The 20,808-nt window shown below is 61.0% G+C and carries 20 protein-coding genes; 2 read left to right on the forward strand and 18 right to left on the reverse strand.

The features are described from left to right. The first annotated feature begins 87 nt into the window (after positions 1 to 87). Positions 88 to 1,452 (forward strand): DUF3179 domain-containing protein, encoded by a 1,365-nt coding sequence (locus GOX63_RS09475; RefSeq protein WP_170545611.1) that lies wholly within the window; start codon positions 88 to 90, stop codon positions 1,450 to 1,452. Here the strand turns inward: GOX63_RS09475 and GOX63_RS09480 are convergent. The 17 genes from GOX63_RS09480 to GOX63_RS09560 form a co-directional block, all read right to left on the reverse strand. After that, positions 1,449 to 3,134, reverse strand: a complete 1,686-nt coding sequence (locus GOX63_RS09480) for a chloride channel protein (RefSeq protein WP_170325728.1) — start codon at positions 3,132 to 3,134, stop codon at positions 1,449 to 1,451. The genes GOX63_RS09475 and GOX63_RS09480 overlap by 4 nt on opposite strands. An 89-nt stretch (positions 3,135 to 3,223) precedes the next feature. Then, complete coding sequence (gene recN, locus GOX63_RS09485; RefSeq protein ID WP_170325729.1) at positions 3,224 to 4,873, reverse strand: DNA repair protein RecN; 1,650 nt, start codon at positions 4,871 to 4,873, stop codon at positions 3,224 to 3,226. Positions 4,874 to 4,908: 35 nt separating this feature from the next. Continuing rightward, complete coding sequence (locus GOX63_RS09490; protein ID WP_170325730.1) at positions 4,909 to 5,751, reverse strand: outer membrane protein assembly factor BamD; 843 nt, start codon at positions 5,749 to 5,751, stop codon at positions 4,909 to 4,911. A 127-nt stretch (positions 5,752 to 5,878) separates the two neighbouring features. Further along, positions 5,879 to 6,799 carry a UDP-3-O-acyl-N-acetylglucosamine deacetylase gene (gene lpxC / locus GOX63_RS09495; RefSeq protein WP_170325731.1) on the reverse strand — a complete coding sequence of 307 codons (921 nt, stop codon included), beginning with the start codon at positions 6,797 to 6,799 and terminating at the stop codon, positions 5,879 to 5,881. 213 nt (positions 6,800 to 7,012) lie between these two features. Further along, positions 7,013 to 8,635 carry a cell division protein FtsZ gene (gene ftsZ, locus GOX63_RS09500; protein ID WP_170325732.1) on the reverse strand — a complete coding sequence of 541 codons (1,623 nt, stop codon included), beginning with the start codon at positions 8,633 to 8,635 and terminating at the stop codon, positions 7,013 to 7,015. Between the two features lie 348 nt (positions 8,636 to 8,983). After that, entirely contained in the window at positions 8,984 to 9,400 is a 417-nt protein-coding gene (locus GOX63_RS09505) for a hypothetical protein (protein WP_170325733.1), read from the reverse strand. Beyond that, on the reverse strand, positions 9,387 to 10,721 hold the full coding sequence (ftsA, locus tag GOX63_RS09510; RefSeq protein WP_170326016.1) for a cell division protein FtsA: 1,335 nt from the start codon (positions 10,719 to 10,721) through the stop codon (positions 9,387 to 9,389). Before ftsA ends, GOX63_RS09505 begins: the two co-directional genes overlap by 14 nt. 8 nt (positions 10,722 to 10,729) lie before the next feature. Then, on the reverse strand, positions 10,730 to 11,731 hold the full coding sequence (locus GOX63_RS09515) for a cell division protein FtsQ/DivIB (protein ID WP_367646701.1): 1,002 nt from the start codon (positions 11,729 to 11,731) through the stop codon (positions 10,730 to 10,732). Then, positions 11,719 to 12,642: a D-alanine--D-alanine ligase gene (locus tag GOX63_RS09520; protein WP_170325735.1), complete on the reverse strand. Its 924-nt coding sequence runs from the start codon at positions 12,640 to 12,642 to the stop codon at positions 11,719 to 11,721. The genes GOX63_RS09515 and GOX63_RS09520 overlap by 13 nt, the downstream gene beginning before the upstream one ends. A 102-nt stretch (positions 12,643 to 12,744) precedes the next feature. Continuing rightward, positions 12,745 to 13,671, reverse strand: coding sequence for a UDP-N-acetylmuramate dehydrogenase (gene murB, locus GOX63_RS09525; protein ID WP_170325736.1), 927 nt, complete (start codon positions 13,669 to 13,671; stop codon positions 12,745 to 12,747). Beyond that, positions 13,668 to 13,961 carry a hypothetical protein gene (locus GOX63_RS09530; protein ID WP_170325737.1) on the reverse strand — a complete coding sequence of 98 codons (294 nt, stop codon included), beginning with the start codon at positions 13,959 to 13,961 and terminating at the stop codon, positions 13,668 to 13,670. The genes murB and GOX63_RS09530 overlap by 4 nt, the downstream gene beginning before the upstream one ends. Before the next feature lie 22 nt (positions 13,962 to 13,983). Then, the gene (locus tag GOX63_RS09535) at positions 13,984 to 14,250 is read right to left on the reverse strand and encodes a DUF2484 family protein (RefSeq protein ID WP_170325738.1); all 267 of its coding nucleotides are present in this window, start codon (positions 14,248 to 14,250) and stop codon (positions 13,984 to 13,986) included. Beyond that, positions 14,247 to 14,480: a DUF2484 family protein gene (locus tag GOX63_RS09540; RefSeq protein WP_367646702.1), complete on the reverse strand. Its 234-nt coding sequence runs from the start codon at positions 14,478 to 14,480 to the stop codon at positions 14,247 to 14,249. The genes GOX63_RS09535 and GOX63_RS09540 overlap by 4 nt, the downstream gene beginning before the upstream one ends. A gap of 79 nt (positions 14,481 to 14,559) precedes the next feature. Beyond that, complete coding sequence (gene murC / locus GOX63_RS09545) at positions 14,560 to 15,969, reverse strand: UDP-N-acetylmuramate--L-alanine ligase (RefSeq protein ID WP_170325740.1); 1,410 nt, start codon at positions 15,967 to 15,969, stop codon at positions 14,560 to 14,562. Then, positions 15,966 to 17,063 (reverse strand): UDP-N-acetylglucosamine--N-acetylmuramyl-(pentapeptide) pyrophosphoryl-undecaprenol N-acetylglucosamine transferase, encoded by a 1,098-nt coding sequence (locus GOX63_RS09550; RefSeq protein WP_170325741.1) that lies wholly within the window; start codon positions 17,061 to 17,063, stop codon positions 15,966 to 15,968. The genes murC and GOX63_RS09550 overlap by 4 nt, the downstream gene beginning before the upstream one ends. After that, positions 17,063 to 18,226: a putative lipid II flippase FtsW gene (gene ftsW / locus GOX63_RS09555; RefSeq protein ID WP_170325742.1), complete on the reverse strand. Its 1,164-nt coding sequence runs from the start codon at positions 18,224 to 18,226 to the stop codon at positions 17,063 to 17,065. Before ftsW ends, GOX63_RS09550 begins: the two co-directional genes overlap by 1 nt. Positions 18,227 to 18,363: 137 nt before the next feature. Beyond that, positions 18,364 to 18,993, reverse strand: a complete 630-nt coding sequence (locus GOX63_RS09560) for a hypothetical protein (RefSeq protein WP_170325743.1) — start codon at positions 18,991 to 18,993, stop codon at positions 18,364 to 18,366. A 252-nt stretch (positions 18,994 to 19,245) separates the two neighbouring features. Between GOX63_RS09560 and GOX63_RS09565 the strand changes: the two genes are divergently transcribed. Further along, on the forward strand, positions 19,246 to 20,424 hold the full coding sequence (locus tag GOX63_RS09565) for an NAD(P)/FAD-dependent oxidoreductase (protein ID WP_170326017.1): 1,179 nt from the start codon (positions 19,246 to 19,248) through the stop codon (positions 20,422 to 20,424). On the opposite strand, the gene GOX63_RS09570 is transcribed toward GOX63_RS09565, so the two are convergent. After that, positions 20,421 to 20,795 (reverse strand): glycine zipper family protein, encoded by a 375-nt coding sequence (locus GOX63_RS09570; RefSeq protein WP_254435918.1) that lies wholly within the window; start codon positions 20,793 to 20,795, stop codon positions 20,421 to 20,423. The two genes, GOX63_RS09565 and GOX63_RS09570, sit on opposite strands and share 4 nt — an antisense overlap. Positions 20,796 to 20,808 lie beyond the last annotated feature (13 nt).

Genomic DNA, 20,808 nt, shown 5'->3' on the forward strand with positions numbered 1-20,808 from the left:
GAAATGGTCACGCCGGCTCACGCGGCTGTTGAGTGCATGTGAACGGCAGACTGGGCAGAATACGCGTGTCTACCACCGGAGGATGCCATGTCGATCACTCGCCGCTTTTTCGTTGGACTGTTGGGCGCCGCCGCGTCGCCCGGCGCGCTTTGGGCCCAGCAGGACCCGGTGCTGGAGGCCGTCAGGACCACGGTCTACGGCAGCAACGCGGAGTTCAAGCAGGGCATGGCCTTTTTGGTGCAGCGCGGCAACCCGGACGTCGTTCCCGCCCTGATGACCGGGATGCGCTATGGCCGGCGTCGCAGTAACGAGATCGCCAAGGTCATGCAATCCCTGACCGGTGAAAGTATCGGCAACGATTGGTTCGATTGGATGCTGTGGCAGGAAAGGAACCCGCAATTGGTCCCCCATCCCTCGCTGATCCCGTTCAAGCGCGAGGTGTTGCTGGGGATCGACCAGAATTTCGAAAACTTCCTGCGCCCCGAATATCTGCAACGGGACAAGATGAAAATCCGGCTGGAAGAGATCGCCTGGGGCGGCGTGCACAAGGATGGTATCCCGTCGCTGGACAACCCGACGCTGATACCTGCCGCGCGGGCTGATTACCTGAAAAATGACGATCTGGTTTTTGGTGTCTCGATCAACGGGGATGAGCGCGCCTATCCTTTGCGCATCATGGGCTGGCACGAGATGTTCAATGAGGTGATCGGCGGCGTGCCGGTGGCGCTGGCCTACTGTACGTTGTGCGGCTCGGGCATCCTGTTCGAAACGCAGGTAGCGGGGCGGCGAAAACCGTTGATCTTCGGCTCGTCGGGGCTCCTGTATCGCTCAAACAAGCTGATGTTTGACCGCGAGACCCATTCGCTGTGGAACCAATACACCGGCAAGCCCGTTGTGGGGCCGTTGGCGGTCAGCGGGATCGAGTTGAAACAGCGCCCCGTGGTGATCACCACATGGGAGAGTTGGAAGACCTCACACCCCGACACGCGTGTCCTGTCACTGAACACCGGGCATCGGCGCAACTATGGCTCGGGCGTGGTGTATCGCGAATATTTCGCCTCGCCCGAGTTGATGTTTCCCGCGCTGGTCGATCAAACTGCGCATCAACAGAAGGATTACGTCTTTGCCATCCGACAGTTCGGCGCGGCCCGGGCCTGGCCATTGGAGGCGTTCAACAAAACTCACGTGATCAACGACGCTATTGCCAATCGTCCTCTGGTTCTGATCGGAAATGCCGACAAGCGCACCGTGCGCGCCTATGAGCGGAAAACGCACCAGTTCAAAGCCTCGGATGGCGGGCTTGTGGATCAGAATGGCCAGAAATGGACCCTGAACGAAGAGGCTCTGATCGGACCGGACGGCACACAGTTGCCACGCGTCGCGGGCCATATCTCGTACTGGTTCGCGTGGGACAACTATCTGGGTGACGCGGCGACAGTGTATCCCGGCTAGGAATGCTCTTCGGCCGCCGTGGCCGCCAGCGCGCGGTTATAGGCCTTCAACGCATCAATATGGTATAGCGCCCCAACCGGGTTTTCGCTGCCGTCTTCCTCCACGGTCACGACAGGAATGCAAGGGATGTCATCGCGGTCGAAATAAGGCATCGCCGCTTCCAGCGTGGCACTGGCCTGCACACACAGGCCCTGTTCGACCAGTTCCAGTGCCTCTTCCCGGGTGATCGACTTCGCATCGCCGATCGGCCGCATCACCGCCCCGGCGCGCAGCATTGCCAGCAGATAGGCCTGTGGTCCTGCGGCCAGATGCACGTTACGGCGTTCCAGTTGGGTCAAAAAGAACGAACGGTCCACGAGGCGCGAGGCCAGCGCAGTCGACATCGACACCGAGACCATCACCGCCAGACCGATCTGCCAGTCTCCGGTCAGTTCAAACACGATCATGGTGGTGGAAATCGGCGCGCCCAGCACAGCAGCGGCTACGGCCCCCATTCCGGCAAAGGCATAAAGCGTATGAGTCCCGGATACATCCGGCAACAGCCCGGTAGCGATCAGGCCAAAGGCCAGCCCGGTCAGCGCCCCAATCATCAGCGACGGCGAGAACACCCCGCCCCCCATGCGTCCGCCCATCGTGATCGCCAGCGCCACCGTCTTGATCACTGCAAACAGGATCGCAACCGTCAGGGTCAGGTCTCCGGTCAGGGCGCGGATTGTGGTTTCGTAGCCGACGCCGATGATATGCGGGAACCAGATCGCCAGAAGGCCCAGCATTGCACCGGATACCGCCGGGCGCAGCCAGCGCGGCAGTGACAGGCGGCTTTGGATATGGCTGCCGATATCCTCGGCAAAGAAGATCGAGCGCATCAGCAACAGCGACACCAGCCCACAGATCAGACCCAGGATCAGGAACGCGGGCAGTTCCACATAGAACTGCAGCGATCCCGGTGTTTCCAGAATGAACTCGGTCACATCGCCATATTCCAGCCGGTTTATCACCGTTCCCGCGACCGATGCGATGACGATGGGCGCGAAAGCGTGCACGGCAAAGTGGCGCAACACGACCTCAAGCGCGAACAATGCCCCTGCGATGGGCGAGTTGAAGCTGGCTGAAACCGCCGCCGCAACGGCGCAACCCAGCAGGTCTCGCCCGGTGATGCCATCGGCATGGATACGCTCGCTGACCCAAGTTGAGATCACCCCGGCCATATGCACCACCGGCCCTTCTCGGCCAGACGACCCACCTGTGCTGAGCGTGATCAGCGAAGCAAAGAACGAGGCGACCCCCGCTTTACCCTCGACCCGGCCATCCGTCAGCGCGGCGCCCTCGATCACGTCCGCAACCGAACGCACGCGCCCGTCATCCGTAAAATTGTGCAGAATCACACCCACGATCAGGCCGCCGATGATCGGGATGATCAGGATAAGAAACCACGGCAATTTCTCGGCATGGCTGTGCAGCAGCAGGATGTCCTCAGTATCATAGACATAGGCCTGCAGCGCCCGGATCGCCTTGCGGAACCCAAGCGCCATGAACCCCGCCGCGACCCCGATGGCCAGCGCAATGAACCAGAACTGGATCTGACTGGGACCGCGCCGCCGCATCACCCGCCACGCGTCCTTCATCGCGGCCAATGCCTGATTAAGCTGGTTGCGCAGAACGGTGCGGGTCGATTGGGTCATTGGCCCTCGGGGATCAAGTTTTATCCCTTACTAAGCCACGGGACGCCCTTATAAAAGTGGGATCGCGACGGTTTGAGGTTCGGAAAGCGTCAGGCGTCCAGCAAAGCACGGGCGGCGGCGCGGGCCTCGTCGGTAATGGTGTCCCCGGCAACCATGCGGGCGATTTCGTCCACGCGGTCGGGATCGGCCAGCGGGATGACGGTGGACAGGGTCTGGCCATCGGCGACCTGCTTCTGCACCCGCCAGTGATGTGCCGCGCGGGCTGCCACTTGCGGCGAATGCGTCACCACCAGCACCTGCCCGCCCTGCGCCAGCGAGGCCAGACGACGCCCCACCGCATCGGCAGTTGCGCCGCCGACACCGCGGTCGATTTCATCAAAAATCATAGTGCGAGCGCTGTCGTCACCGGTCAGACAGACCTTGAGCGCCAGTAGGAAACGGCTGAGTTCACCGCCCGAGGCGATCTTGTTCAGCGGCCCGGACGGTGCGCCGGGGTTGGTGGCAACAGTAAAGGCCACCGCATCTTTGCCTTCAGGGCCGGGATCGGCGGCTGTGATTTCGGTCTGAAACACCGCACGCTCCATTTTCAGCGGTGCGAGCTCGGCCATCACCGCGGTGTCCAGCTGAACTGCAGCTTGCTTGCGTGCAGCGCTGAGCGCGGTGACGGCGTTGTCATAGGCGGTCTGCGCGGCGTCGACCGCGGCTCTCTGATCGGCCAAATCAGCATCACCCGCGTCCAGCCGATTCAACCGATCACGCAGCGTAACAGCAAAGGCCCCCAGATCGTCCGGGGCCACGTCATGCTTGCGCGCCAGCGCGCGGATGGCGAACAGGCGCTCTTCGGCGGCCTCAAGCTCTGCCGGGTTGAAATCCAACGCCTGAAGGCAAGAATTCACGCCATCCTGTGCCTCACCCAATTCGATAAGGGCACGGCCAAGAGCGGCAATAGGCTCCTCTAGCTGCCCGCCCGCATTTTCCGACACACCTTCCAACCAACGCACGGCGTCGGACATCGACCCTTCGGCTCCGTCCCCGCCCAGCAGATCAAAAGCACGGGCCACGTCATCGCGAATACGTTCCGCCCCCTGCATCATCCGGCGACGCGCATCCAGTTCGGCATCCTCACCTGGCTGTGGGTCCAACTTGTCCAGTTCCGCAACGGCGTGGCGCAGGAATTCCTCTTCGGCGCGCATGGCGGCGAGGGTCGCCTCGGACTCTGCCAGAGCCTTACGCATACGCGACATCTCGGTCCACGCCGCACGTACAGCGGCGAGGTGCGTCCCCACTCCGGCATAGTCATCCAGCATGGTCCGGTGCCCGCGCGGGTTCAGCAGCCCGCGATCATCGTGCTGGCCGTGCAGTTCGATCAAAGTTTCGGACAGCGCCCGCAGAACCTCGCCCGAGCAGCGCCGGTCATTGACCCAAGCGGTCTTACGACCTTCAGCAGTGTTAACCCGGCGCAGGATCAATTCCTCACCACCGGGCAAACCGGCCTCGGCCAGAACCGCATGTGCAGCGTGATCGGGACCGAGTTCGAACTCGGCGACCACCTCACCTTGCGCCGCGCCCTGACGGACCAGTTCGGCCCGACCGCGCCAACCCAGCACGAAACCCAACGAATCCAGCAGGATCGACTTGCCCGCACCAGTTTCACCGGTCAACGCGTTCAAACCCGGCTGAAACGTCAGTTCCAGCCGGTCGATGATCAGCATGTCGCGGATATCAAGGGCGCGCAGCATCGGGTCTCAGCGTCCCACGCCTGTAGCCATGGCGATTACAACCACTCACCTTTGATCGTCTGGCGGTAGATCTGGCTGAGCCAGTTGTTGCCGCGACTCTTCAGCTCCAACCCGCGCGAGGTCAGCAGCTTGTAGCCCGCGTCATACCACTCGGACGATTGGTAGTTATATCCCAGAATCGCACCGGCCGACTGCGCTTCGTCCACCAGACCCAGCGACAGATACGCTTCGATCAGACGGTAGAGCGCCTCTGCGGTGTGGGTGGTTGTCTGGAAATCCTCGACCACCACACGGAACCGGTTGATGGCCGCGGTATAGTGATCCTGACGCAGGTAATAGCGCCCGATCTCCATCTCTTTGCCAGCCAGGTGGTCAAAGGCCAGATCGAATTTCAGAACCGCCGAGGTGGCATATTCACTGTCGGGATAAACCTCGATCACAGTCCGCAGCGATTGCAGCGCCTGGAACGTCAGGCCCTGATCGCGACCAACCTCGTCGATCTGGTCATAATAGCTGAGCGCCAGAAGGTACTGCGCATAAGCCGCGTCTTCGTCCGTCGGGTAGAAGTCGATATAGCGTTGCGCGGCGGCGCGGCTTTCTTCGTAGTTCTTGTCCGTGTGGAACGAAAACGCCTGCATGATCAGCGCGCGTTTTGCCCAGTCGGAATAGGGATACAGACGCTCCACTTCCGAGAAATACCACGCCGCATCATCCGAGCGATTCTGCGACAGCTCATACTCACCACGTGTGAAAATCTGTTCTGGCGTAAAGCCTTCCAGGTTCTGATTGCGGTCTGCGCCTTTGTCGCCGCAGGCCGTCAAAACTGCTGTCAGAAGTATCGCGCCCGCGAATCTGACTGCCGCTTTGGTGCCAACCATTCCGCCTATCCTTGTCGTATTGCTTATCGGGGTAAGCCCCGGATCGGGCTTCGGTTTAGCACATATAGTTCCGGGGCAAAACGCCTTAGTACACCCGCTGGCGGAATTGTCGACCGAGTTGATCTAATCAGGCAACTTCGGGAATTTCGTCCCAGACAAGGCCCTGTCCCGGCAGGCGCGCGGCCTGTTCGGGGGTGCATAGCACCGGGCGTACCGCGCCGGGTGTTTCGAACAGCTTGCGCAGCAGCGTATTGGTCATTGCGTGGCCGGACTTGTCACCGGTGAAGTGGCCAAGAATCGGACCACCCGCCAGATAGAGGTCACCCAGAGCATCCAGCATCTTGTGGCGCACTGCCTCATCCGCGTGACGGAAACCGCCCGGGGTCAACACTTCGTCGCCCTGAACAACGACAGCGTTTTCCAGCGTACCACCAAGGGCCAAACCGTTTTCGCGCATCGCTTCTACGTCGGTACGACGGCAGAAGGTGCGGCAATCGCTGAGTTCGCGCGCGAACGATCCGTTGCGCATGTCCAGTCGCTTGGTCTGGCTGCCAATGGCGCTGTCTTCGAAATCAATGTGGAAATCGATGATCAGCCCGTCTGCCGGTGCAATCGACGCGCTGGCGCCCTCGCGAGACGCGGTTACCGGCTTGAGAACCTCGAAGGCCAGAACCGGGCTGGCCTGACGGCGCACACCCTTGGCCATGATGCCGCGCACGAAATCGATTGACGAGCCGTCCATGATCGGAACTTCGGGGCCATCGATTTCAATCAGTGCGTTATGCACGCCGCATCCGGCCAGAGCGGCCATGATATGCTCGACAGTCGACACCGAGACGCTTGCTTCGTTCACCAGACGGGTGCAGAGCGGCGTGCGCTCGACCACGTCATAGATCGCAGGGATCAACGCATTGCCCAGCTCGATATCCGTCCGTTTGAACCAGATGCCGTGACCGGCGGCTGCCGGCTTCAGGACCATCGTCGCAGGCTTACCGCTGTGCAGCCCGACGCCTGTAAACGTAATCGGAGATTTGAGCGTATGTTGCAAGTTGAACCTCGGTGAGTGGTTTCCGGCCTTTACGGTCCGTGTTGGACACTCAACTAAGGAAGGTCGGGTCAAGGCTCAACTCACTCTTTGTAACTGAATGAAACATGAATGTAACAGATCGGCAAATCCCTGCTTACATACAGACAACCCACTGTATTCAAAAAGAAAAGGGTCGCCAGATGGCGACCCTTTTTAACTATTTTGTTACCGGGTTCAGTTGGCCTGACGGCGCAGGAACGCTGGAATTTCGATCCGATCCTGATCAGGGTCGGCCTCGTCATGCGCAGGTGCCGTAGCGTCAGTTTGGCGCATCGGAGGCTGCTGGCGCACTGGTTGGGCCGGGGTATCAGCGGCGTGGCCAGTCATCCGGTCGATCAGGCGGTTAAAGCCAAACCGGGGACGATCCTGCGCATCCGACTGCGGCGCCGAGGCCGGTTGATTGGCCTGCGGACGGGGCGCGGGATGGCCGCGTTCAGCCGCCGGGATATTCTGAACGGCGGCCTGCAGACGCTGCAGTGCCTCAGGCGACGGGGTCCCTGCCGCAGGCTGAGGTTGCGGCGCAACAAAGCTCTCGGGCGCGGACTCAACCGGTTCAGGGGTCGGCTCGAATTCAGCCACACGCGGCTGATAGGCCGGGGGCGGCAAACCGTCATCGTCCTGCTCCGCGCGCGGCTGGAACTGCGGCTGCGCAGGCTCCTCGGCGGTTTCGAACAGCGAAGGTTCACGGTTCACTTCGGCCTGCGGCGCAGGTTCGGCCACTTCAGCCACTGCGGCGGGGGTCTCTTCCTGCAGCGGCTCTTCTGCCGAAACGGTGCGGGTCAGTGGGGCGGACATGCTGCGGCGCGCAACCGGTACTTCCTCGGTTTTCTCGCTGGCATCGATGCCGGTTGCCACAACCGAAACGCGCATGCCGCCTTCCATTGCGGTATCGAGGGTCGAACCGACGATGATGTTGGCCTCGGGGTCCACTTCCTCGCGGATGCGGTTGGCGGCTTCGTCCAGTTCGAACAGGGTCAGGTCGTGCGAACCGGTGATGTTGATCAGCACACCCTTGGCGCCTTTGAGGCTGATTTCGTCCAGCAGTGGGTTGGCAATCGCCTTCTCGGCCGCCTGAACCGCGCGATCCTCACCGGTAGCCTCACCAGTACCCATCATTGCCTTGCCCATTTCGTCCATCACAGCGCGAACATCGGCAAAGTCGAGGTTGATCAGGCCCGGACGCACCATCAGGTCAGTCACGCCTTTAACACCCTGATACAGAACGTCATCTGCCATCGAGAACGCCTCGGTAAAGGTGGTCTTCTCATTGGCCAGACGGAACAGGTTCTGGTTCGGGATGATGATCAGCGTGTCGACAACCTTCTGCAGCGATTCAACGCCGTCTTCGGCCTGACGCATCCGCTTGGCACCTTCAAACTGGAAGGGTTTGGTGACAACGCCCACGGTCAGCACGCCCAGCTCCCGCGCAGCCTGCGCGATGATCGGAGCTGCGCCCGTACCGGTGCCGCCACCCATGCCAGCGGTGATAAAGCACATATGCGCGCCAGCCAGATGATCGACGATCTGTTCGATGCTTTCTTCGGCAGCTGCGGCACCTACTGCGGGACGCGCACCGGCGCCCAGCCCTTCGGTGACTTTAACGCCCAGCTGCACCCGCGCCGAGGACTGGCTTTGCTGCAGCGCCTGCGCATCGGTGTTGGCGACCACGAAATCTACGCCGTCCAGCTGTTTCTCAATCATGTTGTTGACAGCGTTGCCGCCTGCACCACCAACGCCAAAAACTGTAATCCGAGGCTTCAGTTCGTCGTGCCCGGGCATCGAAAGATTCAATGTCATGCTCTGTCCGCCTGTTTTATTGACCCGCCAAAGCGGTGTTTTTCTTACCTATCCGCTTACAATCCTACCCATCCAAACCGCAAACGTCACGCCAAAAATCGTCAAATTCCACAAAATATGGAGGAAATAAGGCAGCCTAACGCGGTATTTCGCATTGGGATCCAGATGTTGCGGAAAGAACTCAATCCACCACAAAACAAGCGACGCATGAGCCGCAGCCTACATGCACGTCACTTGGAGATTCCACCGATTTCAAAATGCGGAAAACTGCTCAGGTCCTGCCGCGGGGCCTCTGACGGGCCTTGTGGATATCTTGCGGGATATAACAGCGGGCCGCAACCCATTTCTTTAGCTAATTGGGGCACTTGGGCAATTCAGACCGTCCTCGGTGATGCTGCGCACCTCTTGAATTTCGCGGCGGCTGAAACTGGCCAGTCGCACCATCAGGCGATCATTGTGCAGAAAAGGCCACCAGCAGACCGGCACGTCATCCGGATCGTCATCGTACAAAAAGCAAATTTGGCCGTTCGGCGTGGTGATTTGCCCGTAAACGCAGCCCCGCCCCTCCATGCGCCAGACGGACAGCGTGGGGCTAAGGAATTCCTCGGTGCCTACCAGAAAGCCACTGGGATAGTCGTAGAATGAAACCGTCTTCCCCTGGACCGCAGCCAGAAAGGCCTCGGGTGTGATCCGGGTCTGGGCGTGTGCGACGAACGGGGTCAGGGCGATCAGCACCGCGACCCCTGCCCCTTTACCAATTGTCACGGAACCAGCGCATCGCGCGTTTGAAGGGCCGTGCAGCATAGGTATCGACCGGGATTTCGAAATCCCACCATTCATCCTGCGGATGCGCGGCGAACAGGCTGAGCCCTACAGCCGACGAGAAACCCGGCCCGGTTGCCGATTGCGGCAGGCCGTGAACACGCAGCGGACGGCCCAGGCGAACACGTTGGCCCAGAATGCGGGTCGCAAGCCCATCCAGCCCCATGATCTGGCTTCCGCCACCGGTCAGCACGATCTGCTGGCTGGGCATATGCTCGAACCCAGCCGCATCCAGACGCACGCGCACCTCTTCCAGAATCTCCTCGACCCGAGGGCGCATGATGCCGATCAGTTCAGCCCGGCTGACGGTGCGGCGGTCATGTTCCCAATCGCCGGTGTCGCCGCCGATGTCGATCAGGTCACGGTCATCGGCCCCGGTTGCGTGAACACCGCCGTTGAAGGTCTTGATCCGCTCAGCAACCGCTGCCGGAACGCCCAGACCCATCGAGATATCAGCGGTCACGTGGTCGCCACCCATACGGACGCAATCGGCGTAAATCATGTGTTTCTTCATGAAGATCGACACGCTGGTGGTGCCGCCGCCCATGTCGATACAGGCCGCGCCCAATTCCTGCTCATCCTCGACCAGAGCAGAAATCCCGGACACATAGGCCGAGTTCGCAATCCCCGCCAGCTCCAGATCGCAGCGTTTGATGCAGCGGACAATGTTCTGAATCGCCACCGCATCAACAGTCAGCATGTGCATATCCACGGCCAGCGATTGCCCCATCTGCCCCCGCGGGTCGATCAGGCCCGAGCGGTTATCCAGCGCAAAGTTCACCGGTTGTGCGTGCAGCACTTCGCGCCCTACCCCGTAGTCCGGCACGTCGCAGGCGTTCAGCACGCGACCGACCTCGGCCTCGGAAACCACCTGTCCTTCCAGATCGACCTGCGCATCCAAGCCGTAAGAGCGCGGATTCGCGCCCGAGAAGCTGGCGATCACGTGATCCACCCGGATATCGGCCATCTTCTGAGCGGCTTGCAGCGCCGTACGAATTGCGCGTTCGGTCTCCTGCATGGCGGTGACTTCGCCGAATTGCACCCCACGAGACCGCGTGGTTGCCGCCCCGATCACACGGAACCCGGTTTGCCCGGCCAGTGACCCGATGCTGTTATCCTCGCTCAGCCGACCCGTGCCATCGAACCGCAGCACAAGACAGGCAATCTTGGAGCTGCCCACATCCAGAATGGCGACAACACCGCGCTGCATCGCCTGTCTGCGCATCTGCCGCATGGCCCGTTGGGACTGATAAAGATCGGTCATCATGGTCGTTACTGCCCGTTACCCACTGTCACTTTTGTATTCCACCAGTCTTCGCTGGCGGCTTTGGTCATTCTGATGGTCGGACGCTGCCCGAGGCGCATGTCCACCACCGCCACGTCGCGTTCCAAAAGGTCCTGCACCTCGTTTACCGCCAGCACACGCTCAAGCGCGCGCACGGGGCGTTCGGTCGGCAGCATGATGCGTTGGCCGCGATCCAGAACCAGATCCCAGCGGCGCTCACCGATCCGCACCAATCCACGCACCCGCGCACCCAAACTGCGCGCAGTTGTCATCAGTTGCAGCGCCTCGCCCACATGTGCATCGGCCCCCTTGCCTGCGATCAGCGGTAGGTGGGAGTGATCCTTGCGTGACGCGATCCGCTCAACATGGGCACCGGTTTCATCCAGCAATTCGATTCCGCTGCGCGTGCGCCACACGATGACTGGTTTCCGCTCGACCACGTCGACCTGCAGGATTCCACCAGGGCGGACGCGAACTGTGGCGGATTTGACCGGGTCCAGCCCGGTGATCGTGTCTCGGATCCGCTCGACATCTAGATCCCAGGAGCTCATCGGGAAATCCAGCGGCACAACTTCTCGGATATCCTCGGACAGGTTGGTGCCCGCCCCGTCGATCGCCATCAGGTTGACCATGAATTCAGGGCGTTGCTGGATCGAGGTCTTGATGTCGTTGACATAGGCCACCACGGCCTCGCGCCGGTCTTCCGAACTGAAATACAGCCCGACTACGGCGCAGACCGCTGCAATCGGCAGCCCGACTTTTAGCCCACGCCGAACACCCGGCGTCAGCATCCAGCGTTGCAGACGATAGCTCATCCGGGATGGTGCCGGGTCGAACCGTTGTGACTTGCGGCCGAACAGTTTGCCGCCGCGTAGGCGCAGTTTCGGCTCGGCCTCATGGCGGTCACCCGATGCGAAATCGGCATCAGGCCCGGCCAGCGGTTTCGAGCGGTGGATCACCGGCGCGCGAGTGGCTCTCAGCGGCTGCACGAGGCGTCCTCCACCATCCATGCGCAAAGCTGCCCAAAGGTCATGCCGCGATGCTCGGCCTGCTCCGGTACCAGCGAGGTCGGCGTCATACCGGGTTGCGTGTTGGTTTCCAGCAGGAACAGCCCATCGGCCCCCTTGCTGTCATCCCAGCGGAAATCGGTGCGGGAAACCCCCTTGCACCCCAGCGCATTGTGCGCGCGCAAGGCGTAATCCATGCAGAGATCAAAGATGTCCTGCGGGATATCCGCGGGCAGCACATGCCACGACCCGCCGGGCTTGTACTTGGCGTCATAGTCATACCAGCCGCCATCGGTCATGATCTCGGTCACGGTCAGGGCACGATCACCCATCACGGTCACGGTCAACTCGCGGCCTGCAATGTATTTCTCGACCATCACATGTTCAGGCATCTCATCCGACAACTGTGGTGGACCGTTCGAGCCCTCGTGGACGATATAGATGCCGACACTGGACCCTTCGTTGTTCGGCTTGGCCACGTAAGGGGGCTCCATCACATGGACCGCGACCACCTCAACCTTGGGCACAATCATGCTAGGGACAACGGGCAGGCCCTCGACCTGAAACACCTCTTTGCTGCGTTGCTTGTCCATCGCCAGTGCCGAGGCCAACACGCCGGAATGCGTATAGGGGATACGCATCCATTCCAGCAGGCCCTGCACGCAGCCATCCTCGCCCCAGCGGCCATGCAGGGCGTTGAAAACCACATCCGGCTTGATATCCAAAAGGCGCGCGTAGAGATCGGGACCTGCGTCCAGCTCAACCACTTCAAAGCCTTCTCCCCGTAGGGCGGCTGCGCATTCGCGCCCAGAGCTGAGAGACACCTCGCGTTCCGCCGAGGGGCCACCCATCAATACCGCCACTTTGGGGTTTGTCCTGCTCGACTTACCCAACGTGCGCCTCAATGTCCCCGGACCTTATGTGGTGGTCCGTACTACGTTTATGCCTTTGATCCGTCGCCGTTAATTGCCTGTTATGGTCTGACGGTTGGGGCTTTATTCTGTCAGCGGATCACCGACCCGCATGATTTCCCACTCTAGCGTGATGCCGCTTGTTTCGTAAACCTTTTTTCGCACCTCTTCACCCAGACCTTCGAGGTCGGCGGCAGTGGCAGTGCCGGTATTGATCAGGAAGTTCGAGTGCTTCGGGCTCATCTGCGCCCCGCCCATCGTGGCCCCGCGCATCCCGGCGTCGTCGATCACCTTCCATGCCTTGAGGTCATGCACATCATCCGCTCGCCCGGTCGACGAAAATCCAGCCGGGTTGCGGAACGTCGACCCGGCGCTGCGGTCCTTGGTGGGTTGGGTTTCGTCGCGTTTCTGCAACTGCGCCGCCATTCGGTCGTGCAGGTCCTGCGGGTTACCCGAAGGGCCTTCGAAGGTTGCCGAAACCAGCACCGCCCCTTCGGGCAGATCGGATTGACGGTAGTGAAAATTCAGATCCTCAGGCGTCAGGTCCACGACCTCTCCCTGCCGGGTGACAATGGTGGCCTTGCGCAGCACGTCTGCGGTGTAGCTGCCGTAACAGCCTGCGTTCATCCGCACCGCGCCACCGACCGAGCCGGGGATAGTACGCAGAAAGGTCAGATCCACGCCCGCATCCGCCGCCTTGCGCGCCACATGCGCGTCCAGCGCGGCGGCACCTGCGGTAACAGTGTTGCCCTCGACCGAGATACCGTTGAAGCCGCGCCCCAGCCGGATCACTACGGCACGCAGACCACCATCCCGCACAATCAGGTTCGACCCGACACCCATCGGAAAGACCGGTACCTCGGCGGGCAGATCGCGCAGGAAGCTCTGTAGGTCTTCGATATCGGCAGGCTGAAACAGATAATCTGCCGGGCCACCGACACGCAGCCACGTCAAGTCGTTCAGAGGTCGTGCCTGTGTCAGGCGCCCCCGGACTTCGGTCACGTTGATCATGTGTTTGCCCTTGCCGCCAGGCTGCGTCCACCGACCCCGCCCACGATGACCGCCAATAGGAAGGGCAGGACGCCACCGGTCAGCCAGATGAACGGGCCAAAGGCCTGCTCTTCTTCGCCAGTGCCGACGCCTGCCAGCATCACAATCAGCCCCAGCGAAACAACGCAGGTCAGCCCGATCAGCCACAGCAGCCCCCTAAGGCCAATCCAGCGCCCCGCAACAAAGCCTGCCACGGCCCCAAGGACCAGCGTGATCAATGGCAGATAAGCAAATGTGGCGATGTCGACCATGGGGGCCTCCTGAAAGCGGTCGTTACTTGTTGGCCGCCTTCATGCCCTGCATTTTCGCCTTTGTCCAACGGGTCAGGTAAATTACCGGCCAGCGCAGCACTGACATGCCCATCGCCAGAACCAGCAACCCGATCCACGGGCCGTTCTGCAAGGTGACATAGCCCAAGATCGGGATGCCCACCGCGATCAGGATATAGGCGCGCGTCCAGTGATTGTCTTTGCTGGGAAGCATCGCCAGCACGTTCGCGGCAATCCCCCACAGCGCGGCCAGGGCGATGGACCAGTTCATTCCTCGACCTCTCTGCCCGTCCAGCGACGCCAGTAGTATTGGATCGGTTTGCGGAACATTGACGCAAAACCGGCGAAGGCCAGCACCGAAAGGAACCACCCGAAGTCATAGCCCAGCCAGACGATCAAAAAAGGCGCAGCAATCAACAGCACAACGCCCGGAGGGAACTGCAGCCGCATCGGCAGCATGGCCACGACCGTCGCGGCCACGACCCATAGGGATGCGAACACAACTGAATACACCTGTTGCCCCTTCCAAGGACGTTGCGACGCGACACCTTAAAGTTGCGTCGCCGGAAAGTCCATTGCCTCAAACGGCCTGTTTTTGCTGCAATCGCACAGGCAGACCATTGGCCCAGGCGCTGATTGTACCCGCGCCCAGGCACACGACCATGTCACCGGGGCGGGCCTGTTCACGAACCAGGCGCTCCAGGTCGTTTTCGTCCAGCAAAGCGCGGGCGTGGCGATGGCCGTGGCGGATCAGGCCCTGCACCAGATCATCGCGGGATGCGCCCTCAATCGGGTCTTCTCCGGCGGCAAAGATATCGGCTATGGCCACCACGTCTGCATCGTTGAAGCAGGTGCAGAAATCGTCGAACAGGTTGGACAGGCGTGAGTAGCGGTGCGGTTGATGCACTGCGATCACGCGCCCCTCGGTCGCCTGACGCGCGGCTTTCAGCACGGCGTTGATTTCAACCGGATGATGCCCGTAATCGTCGATGATGGTGACACCATCCACCTCACCCACCTTGGTGAAGCGGCGGTTGACACCGCCGAAATTGGCCAGCGCATCGCGGATTTCCGAGGCCTTCATTCCCAGATGGCGCGCCACCGCAGCCGCAGACAGCGCGTTCGAGACGTTGTGATCCCCCGGCATCGGCAGGGTACAGCCCTCGATCACCGTGTCTTCGTATTGCAGGTGGATGTCGAAATGCGCAACGCCACCCTTATATGTCAGGTTAACCGCCCGCACGTCGGCTTGCGCGTTAAAGCCATAAGTGCGCACGCGGCGGTCAGTGATGCGGCCCACTAGCGTCTGCACCTCTGCATGGTCGGTGCAGCAAACGGCAAGGCCATAGAACGGCAGGTTCGAGACGAACTCATAGAACCCATCGCGCAGTTTGTCGAAGTCGCCCCAATGCTCCATATGCTCGGGGTCGATATTGGTGACGATGGCGATGGTCGCGGGCAGACGGTTGAACGAGCCGTCGGATTCGTCGGCCTCAACCACCATCCATTCGCCCTGCCCCATCCGCGCGTTCGAGCCATAGGCGTGGATGATGCCGCCATTGATCACGGTCGGGTCGAAATCACCCGCCACCATCAGTTCGGCCATCATCGTGGTGGTGGTGGTCTTGCCGTGGGTTCCGGCAATGGCGATATTGGATTTCAACCGCATCAATTCCGCCAGCATGTCCGCACGGCGCACCACCGGCAGACCCTGCGCGCGGGCGCCGTCCAGCTCTGGGTTGCCCGGCTTGATCGCAGTCGACACCACCACAACGGCAACGTTTTCAAGGTTTTCAGCACGCTGACCGACAAAAATCTCAGCCCCCAAACCGGCCAGACGATCGGTGATCTTCGAGGCCTTCAGGTCCGACCCCTGAACCCGGTAGCCAAGGTTCAGAAGCACCTCGGCGATGCCCGACATCCCGATCCCACCGATACCAACGAAATGGATCGGCCCTACGTCTTGCGGCAGTTTGGTTGCGGGATTCATGCGGTCTCCTTCTGCGCCAGGTCTTCGACAAGGTGCACCAAACGCTCGGTCGCATCGGGCGCACCGGTCGAGAGGGCGGCATGGGCCATCTTTTGTGCGGCTTCGGGGTTTGTCAGAACTGCGGTGATTTGCTCGGTCAGCGCGGAAACGTCAAGCAGGTTTTCCGGAATCATGATCGCCCCGCCCGCCTGCACCAGCCCGCGGGCGTTGGCGGTTTGGTGATCGCCAGCAGCCGCGGCAAACGGGATCAGGATCGACGGCCGCCCGATCACCGAGATATCGGCGACGCTCGACGCGCCTGAACGCGAAATGACCAGCTGCGCGTCAGACATACGGCGCGGGACGTCCTGAAAGAACGGTTTGACCTCGGCGCGAATGCCGTGATCGGCGTAGAAGGCAGTGACCCGCTCACCGTCCTCGTCGCGGGCCTGATGGGCGACACGGATATGATCGCGAAGCGCGTCAGGCAAAGCCGCAATCGCGCCCGGCACCACATCGCTAAGGATTCGCGCGCCCTGCGAGCCGCCCATCACAAGGATCGACATCGGATAGTCGCCGGGCGGGATATACCCGGCCGCCGCACGTTCAAGAACGGCGGCGCGAACCGGGTTGCCGGTATGGACGCCCCTGGCGCCCTCGGGCAGGTCAGTGGGCCAAATACCGCAAGCCACCTGCGACACACGGGTTGCGAACAGCTGGTTCACCCGACCCAGAATACCGTTCTGTTCGTGGATCATGCGCGGGATTTTCAGCATCGTCGCCGCGCCCAACGCCGGGATCGACGGATAGCCGCCAAAGCCAACCACCACATCCGGGCGGTCACGCATCATCTGGACGGCCATGCCAGTCACACCAGCAGCAATCTTCGGCCCGACCAGAGCTTTCGCTGCCAGCCCACCCCGGGCAAAGGTGGCCGAGGATGCTTCGACAATCTCGGTCGAATGCGGAAAGCCGCTGGTATAGCGCGCGCCGCGCGCATCGGTGGACAGGCGCACGCGCCAGCCCTTTTGCAGCATCGCCTCGGTCAGGGCTTGCGCCGGGAACATGTGGCCCCCGGTGCCGCCCGCCGCAATCAGTAGATAGGGTTTGGTCATCAACCTCGTCCGCGCAGAATGTCACCAAGCTCGCCCTGTGGGCGGGTCCGGGTAAAGGCCAGCAGCATACCAACCGCGATACCGCCCGCAATCAGCGACGAACCGCCATAGCTGACAAAGGGCAGCGTCATGCCCTTGGCGGGCAGCAGGCGCACCGCGACGCCCATGTTGATCATCGCCTGTACGCCGAACATGCAGGCCAAACCGGTGCCCGCCAGACGGATGAACATGTCGCGTTCTTTCATCAGCCGCAGCAACGAGCGCACCACGATAATCGAATACAGCGCGATGATGATCAGCACCAGGATCAGGCCGAACTCCTCGGCCGCAACAGCGATGATGAAATCCGTATGCGCATCGGGCAGAGACCACTTCACCTGCCCCTCGCCCACGCCAACGCCAAACAGGCCACCCTCGCGGATGGCGTTGGTTGCGTAACCAATCTGAGTGGTTGGATCGACTTCTTGGTTCAGGAACCCATCAATCCGGCGCGCAAAGTGCTCCGAGTTCGAATAGGCAAACATACCCCCCAGAACCACCGCCCCGGCCATGCCCACCAGCAGCAGCATCGGCGCGCCGGCGACGAAATACATCACGCCCCAACCAAACAGGATCAGACAGGCCTGACCGAAATCGGGCTGCAACACCAGCATCCCCACGATAGCCATGCACAGTGCAAAGGACCACAGCCGACCCGGAGGGCCATTGATCTCTTGCGACGCGGCCAGCAGCCATGCGGCCACAACGACAAAGCCGGGCTTCAGAAACTCGGACGGCTGAAGTGATGCAAAACCCAGTGAATACCAGCGCACTGCGCCCTTGCCGAAATCGGTGCCAAAGACCGGCAGAAAGGCCAGCGCTACGAAGGCACCCAGAAAACCCAGAACTGCCAGACGCCGCACCAACGTCGGCGACATCATCGAGGTCAGCAACATCGCAATCAGCGCCAATCCGCCGAACAGCGCCTGACGCTCGACATAGTGGAACGGATCGAACCCGTTTCGACCGGCCAGCGGCGGCGATGAGGCCAGCCCCAGTAACAGCCCGATGACAAACAGGATCAACACGCAGGACATCGTCCAGCGATCAATTGTTCGCCACCACTTTGGTAGAATCGGTTCGCCGCGCTGGTCCTGGACCGCGCCATACACCATCTCAGTCATGAGATACCGCCACTATCTGCCTCGTTAACGTCCCGTTTTTCAGGATCTGGTTGAGAGTCTACAGGGATTTTTGCGTTTGGGCTAGTAGGATGACATGCCGTTCAGCATTTTGACGCCCAATTCTGAACAGCAGGGTTTTAATGCCGGTCATCGACGAGGTCACGGGGCATAAACCACCATTCCGTGATGCCAATAGCCTCCAAAGCAGCACGTGCTTCCTCTGTACACATGACTTGACGCGTATAAGCATCGCGCCAGATTGGAGTTTCCAATGTTGCGCTCAGTTTCACGGCGCGCCTTGCGCCAGAAGAAACGTAGCTGCCCTTGTATCGTTCCGCCGCATTAGTTTTGGGTACCAAGTCAGAACGTTGCAAATCAAAGGATGGGCGCAGCGGTAAAAGCGTTGCAATGTAAAATGCCCCATCCCAAGGCGGGCAATCGCGCCCTCTGTCCCAGACCTTCTCGTGCTGGATGAAGCTAAACAACCGATCATCAAATGCCGATATCGCATCGACAAAAGCTTGGTCGACGACCGTGTCAATCCAGGGTTGCGTGTGCGGCGCGCCAATCACGTGGCTGTCGCTCAGCGGCTCCTTGCTGCCTATACCGATCCAGAAGTCCTTTAGGCGTTCGACAGTTTCGTCTGTCAGAGGGCCTGCTGCTTGCCAAGTGTTTCCCCCGGTTTGGTACTGCAAATCCTCCATCGGAGCCCATTTGTCCCAGTTCTTGTTACGCTTGTGGATATACGGCCCGTCTTTTTCGACCATCCAGCCGACCGTACTGAAGGTCGGCCCGTAACCGCGACAAACTATGTAACATTTCATGTATTTAGCGGTTTCTGTTCCTGTATATGGCGTGCAAAGCGAAGGACCAAACATTCGTCATCGTGACAGTGTTTCCACGGGTATCCTAGGAATTCAACCCGCGCGTTTACTAGGGATGGATTTGCGGTCACTTCGATTTCTCGGATTCAAACCCACCCCTTGCCATCCCGTCCAAACAACGCCATCCACCCGCGCATGACCTACGACACGATCATCCTTGGCGCCGGTGCTGCCGGCATGATGTGCGCCGCCCATTGTGGCGGGCGCGTTTTGGTGATTGATCACGCGAAGGCTCCGGGTGAGAAAATCCGCATCTCGGGCGGCGGGCGCTGCAACTTCACCAACATGTACGCGGGGCCGAATAACTTCCTGTCGCAGAACCCGCATTTTTGTAAATCCGCGCTGGCACGCTACACGCAGTGGGATTTCGTCGATCTGGTTGGTCGCCACGGCATCGCGTGGCATGAGAAAACGCTGGGGCAGCTGTTCTGCGACGGGTCCTCGAAACAGATCATCCAAATGCTGCTGGACGAGATGGCGTGCGTCGGCGCCGAGCTGTGGGTGCGAACCGAGGTGAAGGACTTGCGCAAGACCGAGGCCGGGTTCGCGCTGGAGGTTGACCGCGAGGGCCAGCGCCTCAGCCTGAGCTGCCGTAATCTGGTGCTGGCCACGGGGGGCAAGTCGATCCCCAAGATGGGCGCGACCGGGTTGGCCTATGACATCGCAAAACAGTTCGGCTTGCGGATGACCGAAACGCGCGCGGCGCTTGTGCCGTTCGCGTTTTCGGACGGGAAGTTCAAGGATCTCTCGGGCGTCTCGCTGCCTGCGCGCCTGTCGAACGACCACACAAGCTTTGACGAGGCGCTGCTGTTCACCCATCGCGGCCTCAGCGGGCCGTCGGCGCTGCAACTCTCGTCCTACTGGCATGAGGGCGAAGCGATCCGGGTCAACCTGATCCCCGATCTGCCCCTGTTCGATCTGCTGCGCGATCAGCGGCAAAGCAGCGGTCGTAAGGCACTGACAACGGAACTGGCCCGCCACCTGCCCGCGCGGCTGGTGGACTATCTGAGCCAACACATTCCGATGCCGGGCAATCTGGCTGACCAGTCCGACACCGCACTGACCGAGCTGATCTCGGCGCTGTCCAACTGGCAGCTGACGCCCTCGGGCACCGAAGGCTATCGCACCGCCGAGGTCACGCTGGGCGGGATCGACACGGATGGCCTGTCGTCAAAAACGATGGAGGCCAGGGATGTCCCCGGCCTCTATGCGATTGGTGAAGCGGTGGATGTCACCGGCTGGCTGGGCGGCTACAACTTCCAGTGGGCATGGTCCTCGGGCCACGCCGCCGGAACTGCAATCGCAAGCCGTTAGCCTACGACGTTGTAACCGCGGCCACGCATACAGTTGCGCACGATGACTTCTTTGTTCTGGTTCTTCGCATAGACATCTGCACCGGCACCGATGAGGGCACCTGCAGCCGCTGCGCGTCCCAGATTGTCGCTGCTGTCCTGGATGATCGCGGTAGTCGCTGCGGTTCCTGCAGCTGCAAGAGCCGCATTACCTGCGGTCGAGCCATCAACGCTAGCCTGAGACGCTGCAAGTTGTTGGCATTGCTGCAAATCAAAATTGTAGTTCGGACCGACCGGACCGTCGACAACCGGCTGATAATTGGCACCGGTGTTTGCGCAGGCACCCGCAACCAGAGCAGCAGGCAGGATCAGAAAAAGCTTACGAAATGGCATAGTCATGACCTCG

This window comes from Ruegeria arenilitoris (assembly GCF_013031355.1).
In the GTDB taxonomy this organism is placed as follows: Bacteria; Pseudomonadota; Alphaproteobacteria; order Rhodobacterales; family Rhodobacteraceae; genus Ruegeria; species Ruegeria arenilitoris_C.

Coding starts and splice junctions, on each gene's coding strand:
- GOX63_RS09475 (WP_170545611.1), top strand. CDS start 88: ATGTCGATCACTCGCCGCTTTTTCGTTGGACTGTTGGGCGCCGCCGCG.
- GOX63_RS09480 (WP_170325728.1), bottom strand. CDS start 3,134: ATGACCCAATCGACCCGCACCGTTCTGCGCAACCAGCTTAATCAGGCA.
- recN (WP_170325729.1), bottom strand. CDS start 4,873: ATGCTGCGCGCCCTTGATATCCGCGACATGCTGATCATCGACCGGCTG.
- GOX63_RS09490 (WP_170325730.1), bottom strand. CDS start 5,751: ATGGTTGGCACCAAAGCGGCAGTCAGATTCGCGGGCGCGATACTTCTG.
- ftsZ (WP_170325732.1), bottom strand. CDS start 8,635: ATGACATTGAATCTTTCGATGCCCGGGCACGACGAACTGAAGCCTCGG.
- ftsA (WP_170326016.1), bottom strand. CDS start 10,721: ATGACCGATCTTTATCAGTCCCAACGGGCCATGCGGCAGATGCGCAGA.
- murB (WP_170325736.1), bottom strand. CDS start 13,671: ATGATCAACGTGACCGAAGTCCGGGGGCGCCTGACACAGGCACGACCT.
- GOX63_RS09530 (WP_170325737.1), bottom strand. CDS start 13,961: ATGGTCGACATCGCCACATTTGCTTATCTGCCATTGATCACGCTGGTC.
- GOX63_RS09535 (WP_170325738.1), bottom strand. CDS start 14,250: ATGAACTGGTCCATCGCCCTGGCCGCGCTGTGGGGGATTGCCGCGAAC.
- murC (WP_170325740.1), bottom strand. CDS start 15,969: ATGAATCCCGCAACCAAACTGCCGCAAGACGTAGGGCCGATCCATTTC.
- GOX63_RS09550 (WP_170325741.1), bottom strand. CDS start 17,063: ATGACCAAACCCTATCTACTGATTGCGGCGGGCGGCACCGGGGGCCAC.
- ftsW (WP_170325742.1), bottom strand. CDS start 18,226: ATGACTGAGATGGTGTATGGCGCGGTCCAGGACCAGCGCGGCGAACCG.
- GOX63_RS09560 (WP_170325743.1), bottom strand. CDS start 18,993: ATGGTCGAAAAAGACGGGCCGTATATCCACAAGCGTAACAAGAACTGG.
- GOX63_RS09565 (WP_170326017.1), top strand. CDS start 19,246: ATGACCTACGACACGATCATCCTTGGCGCCGGTGCTGCCGGCATGATG.
- GOX63_RS09570 (WP_254435918.1), bottom strand. CDS start 20,795: ATGCCATTTCGTAAGCTTTTTCTGATCCTGCCTGCTGCTCTGGTTGCG.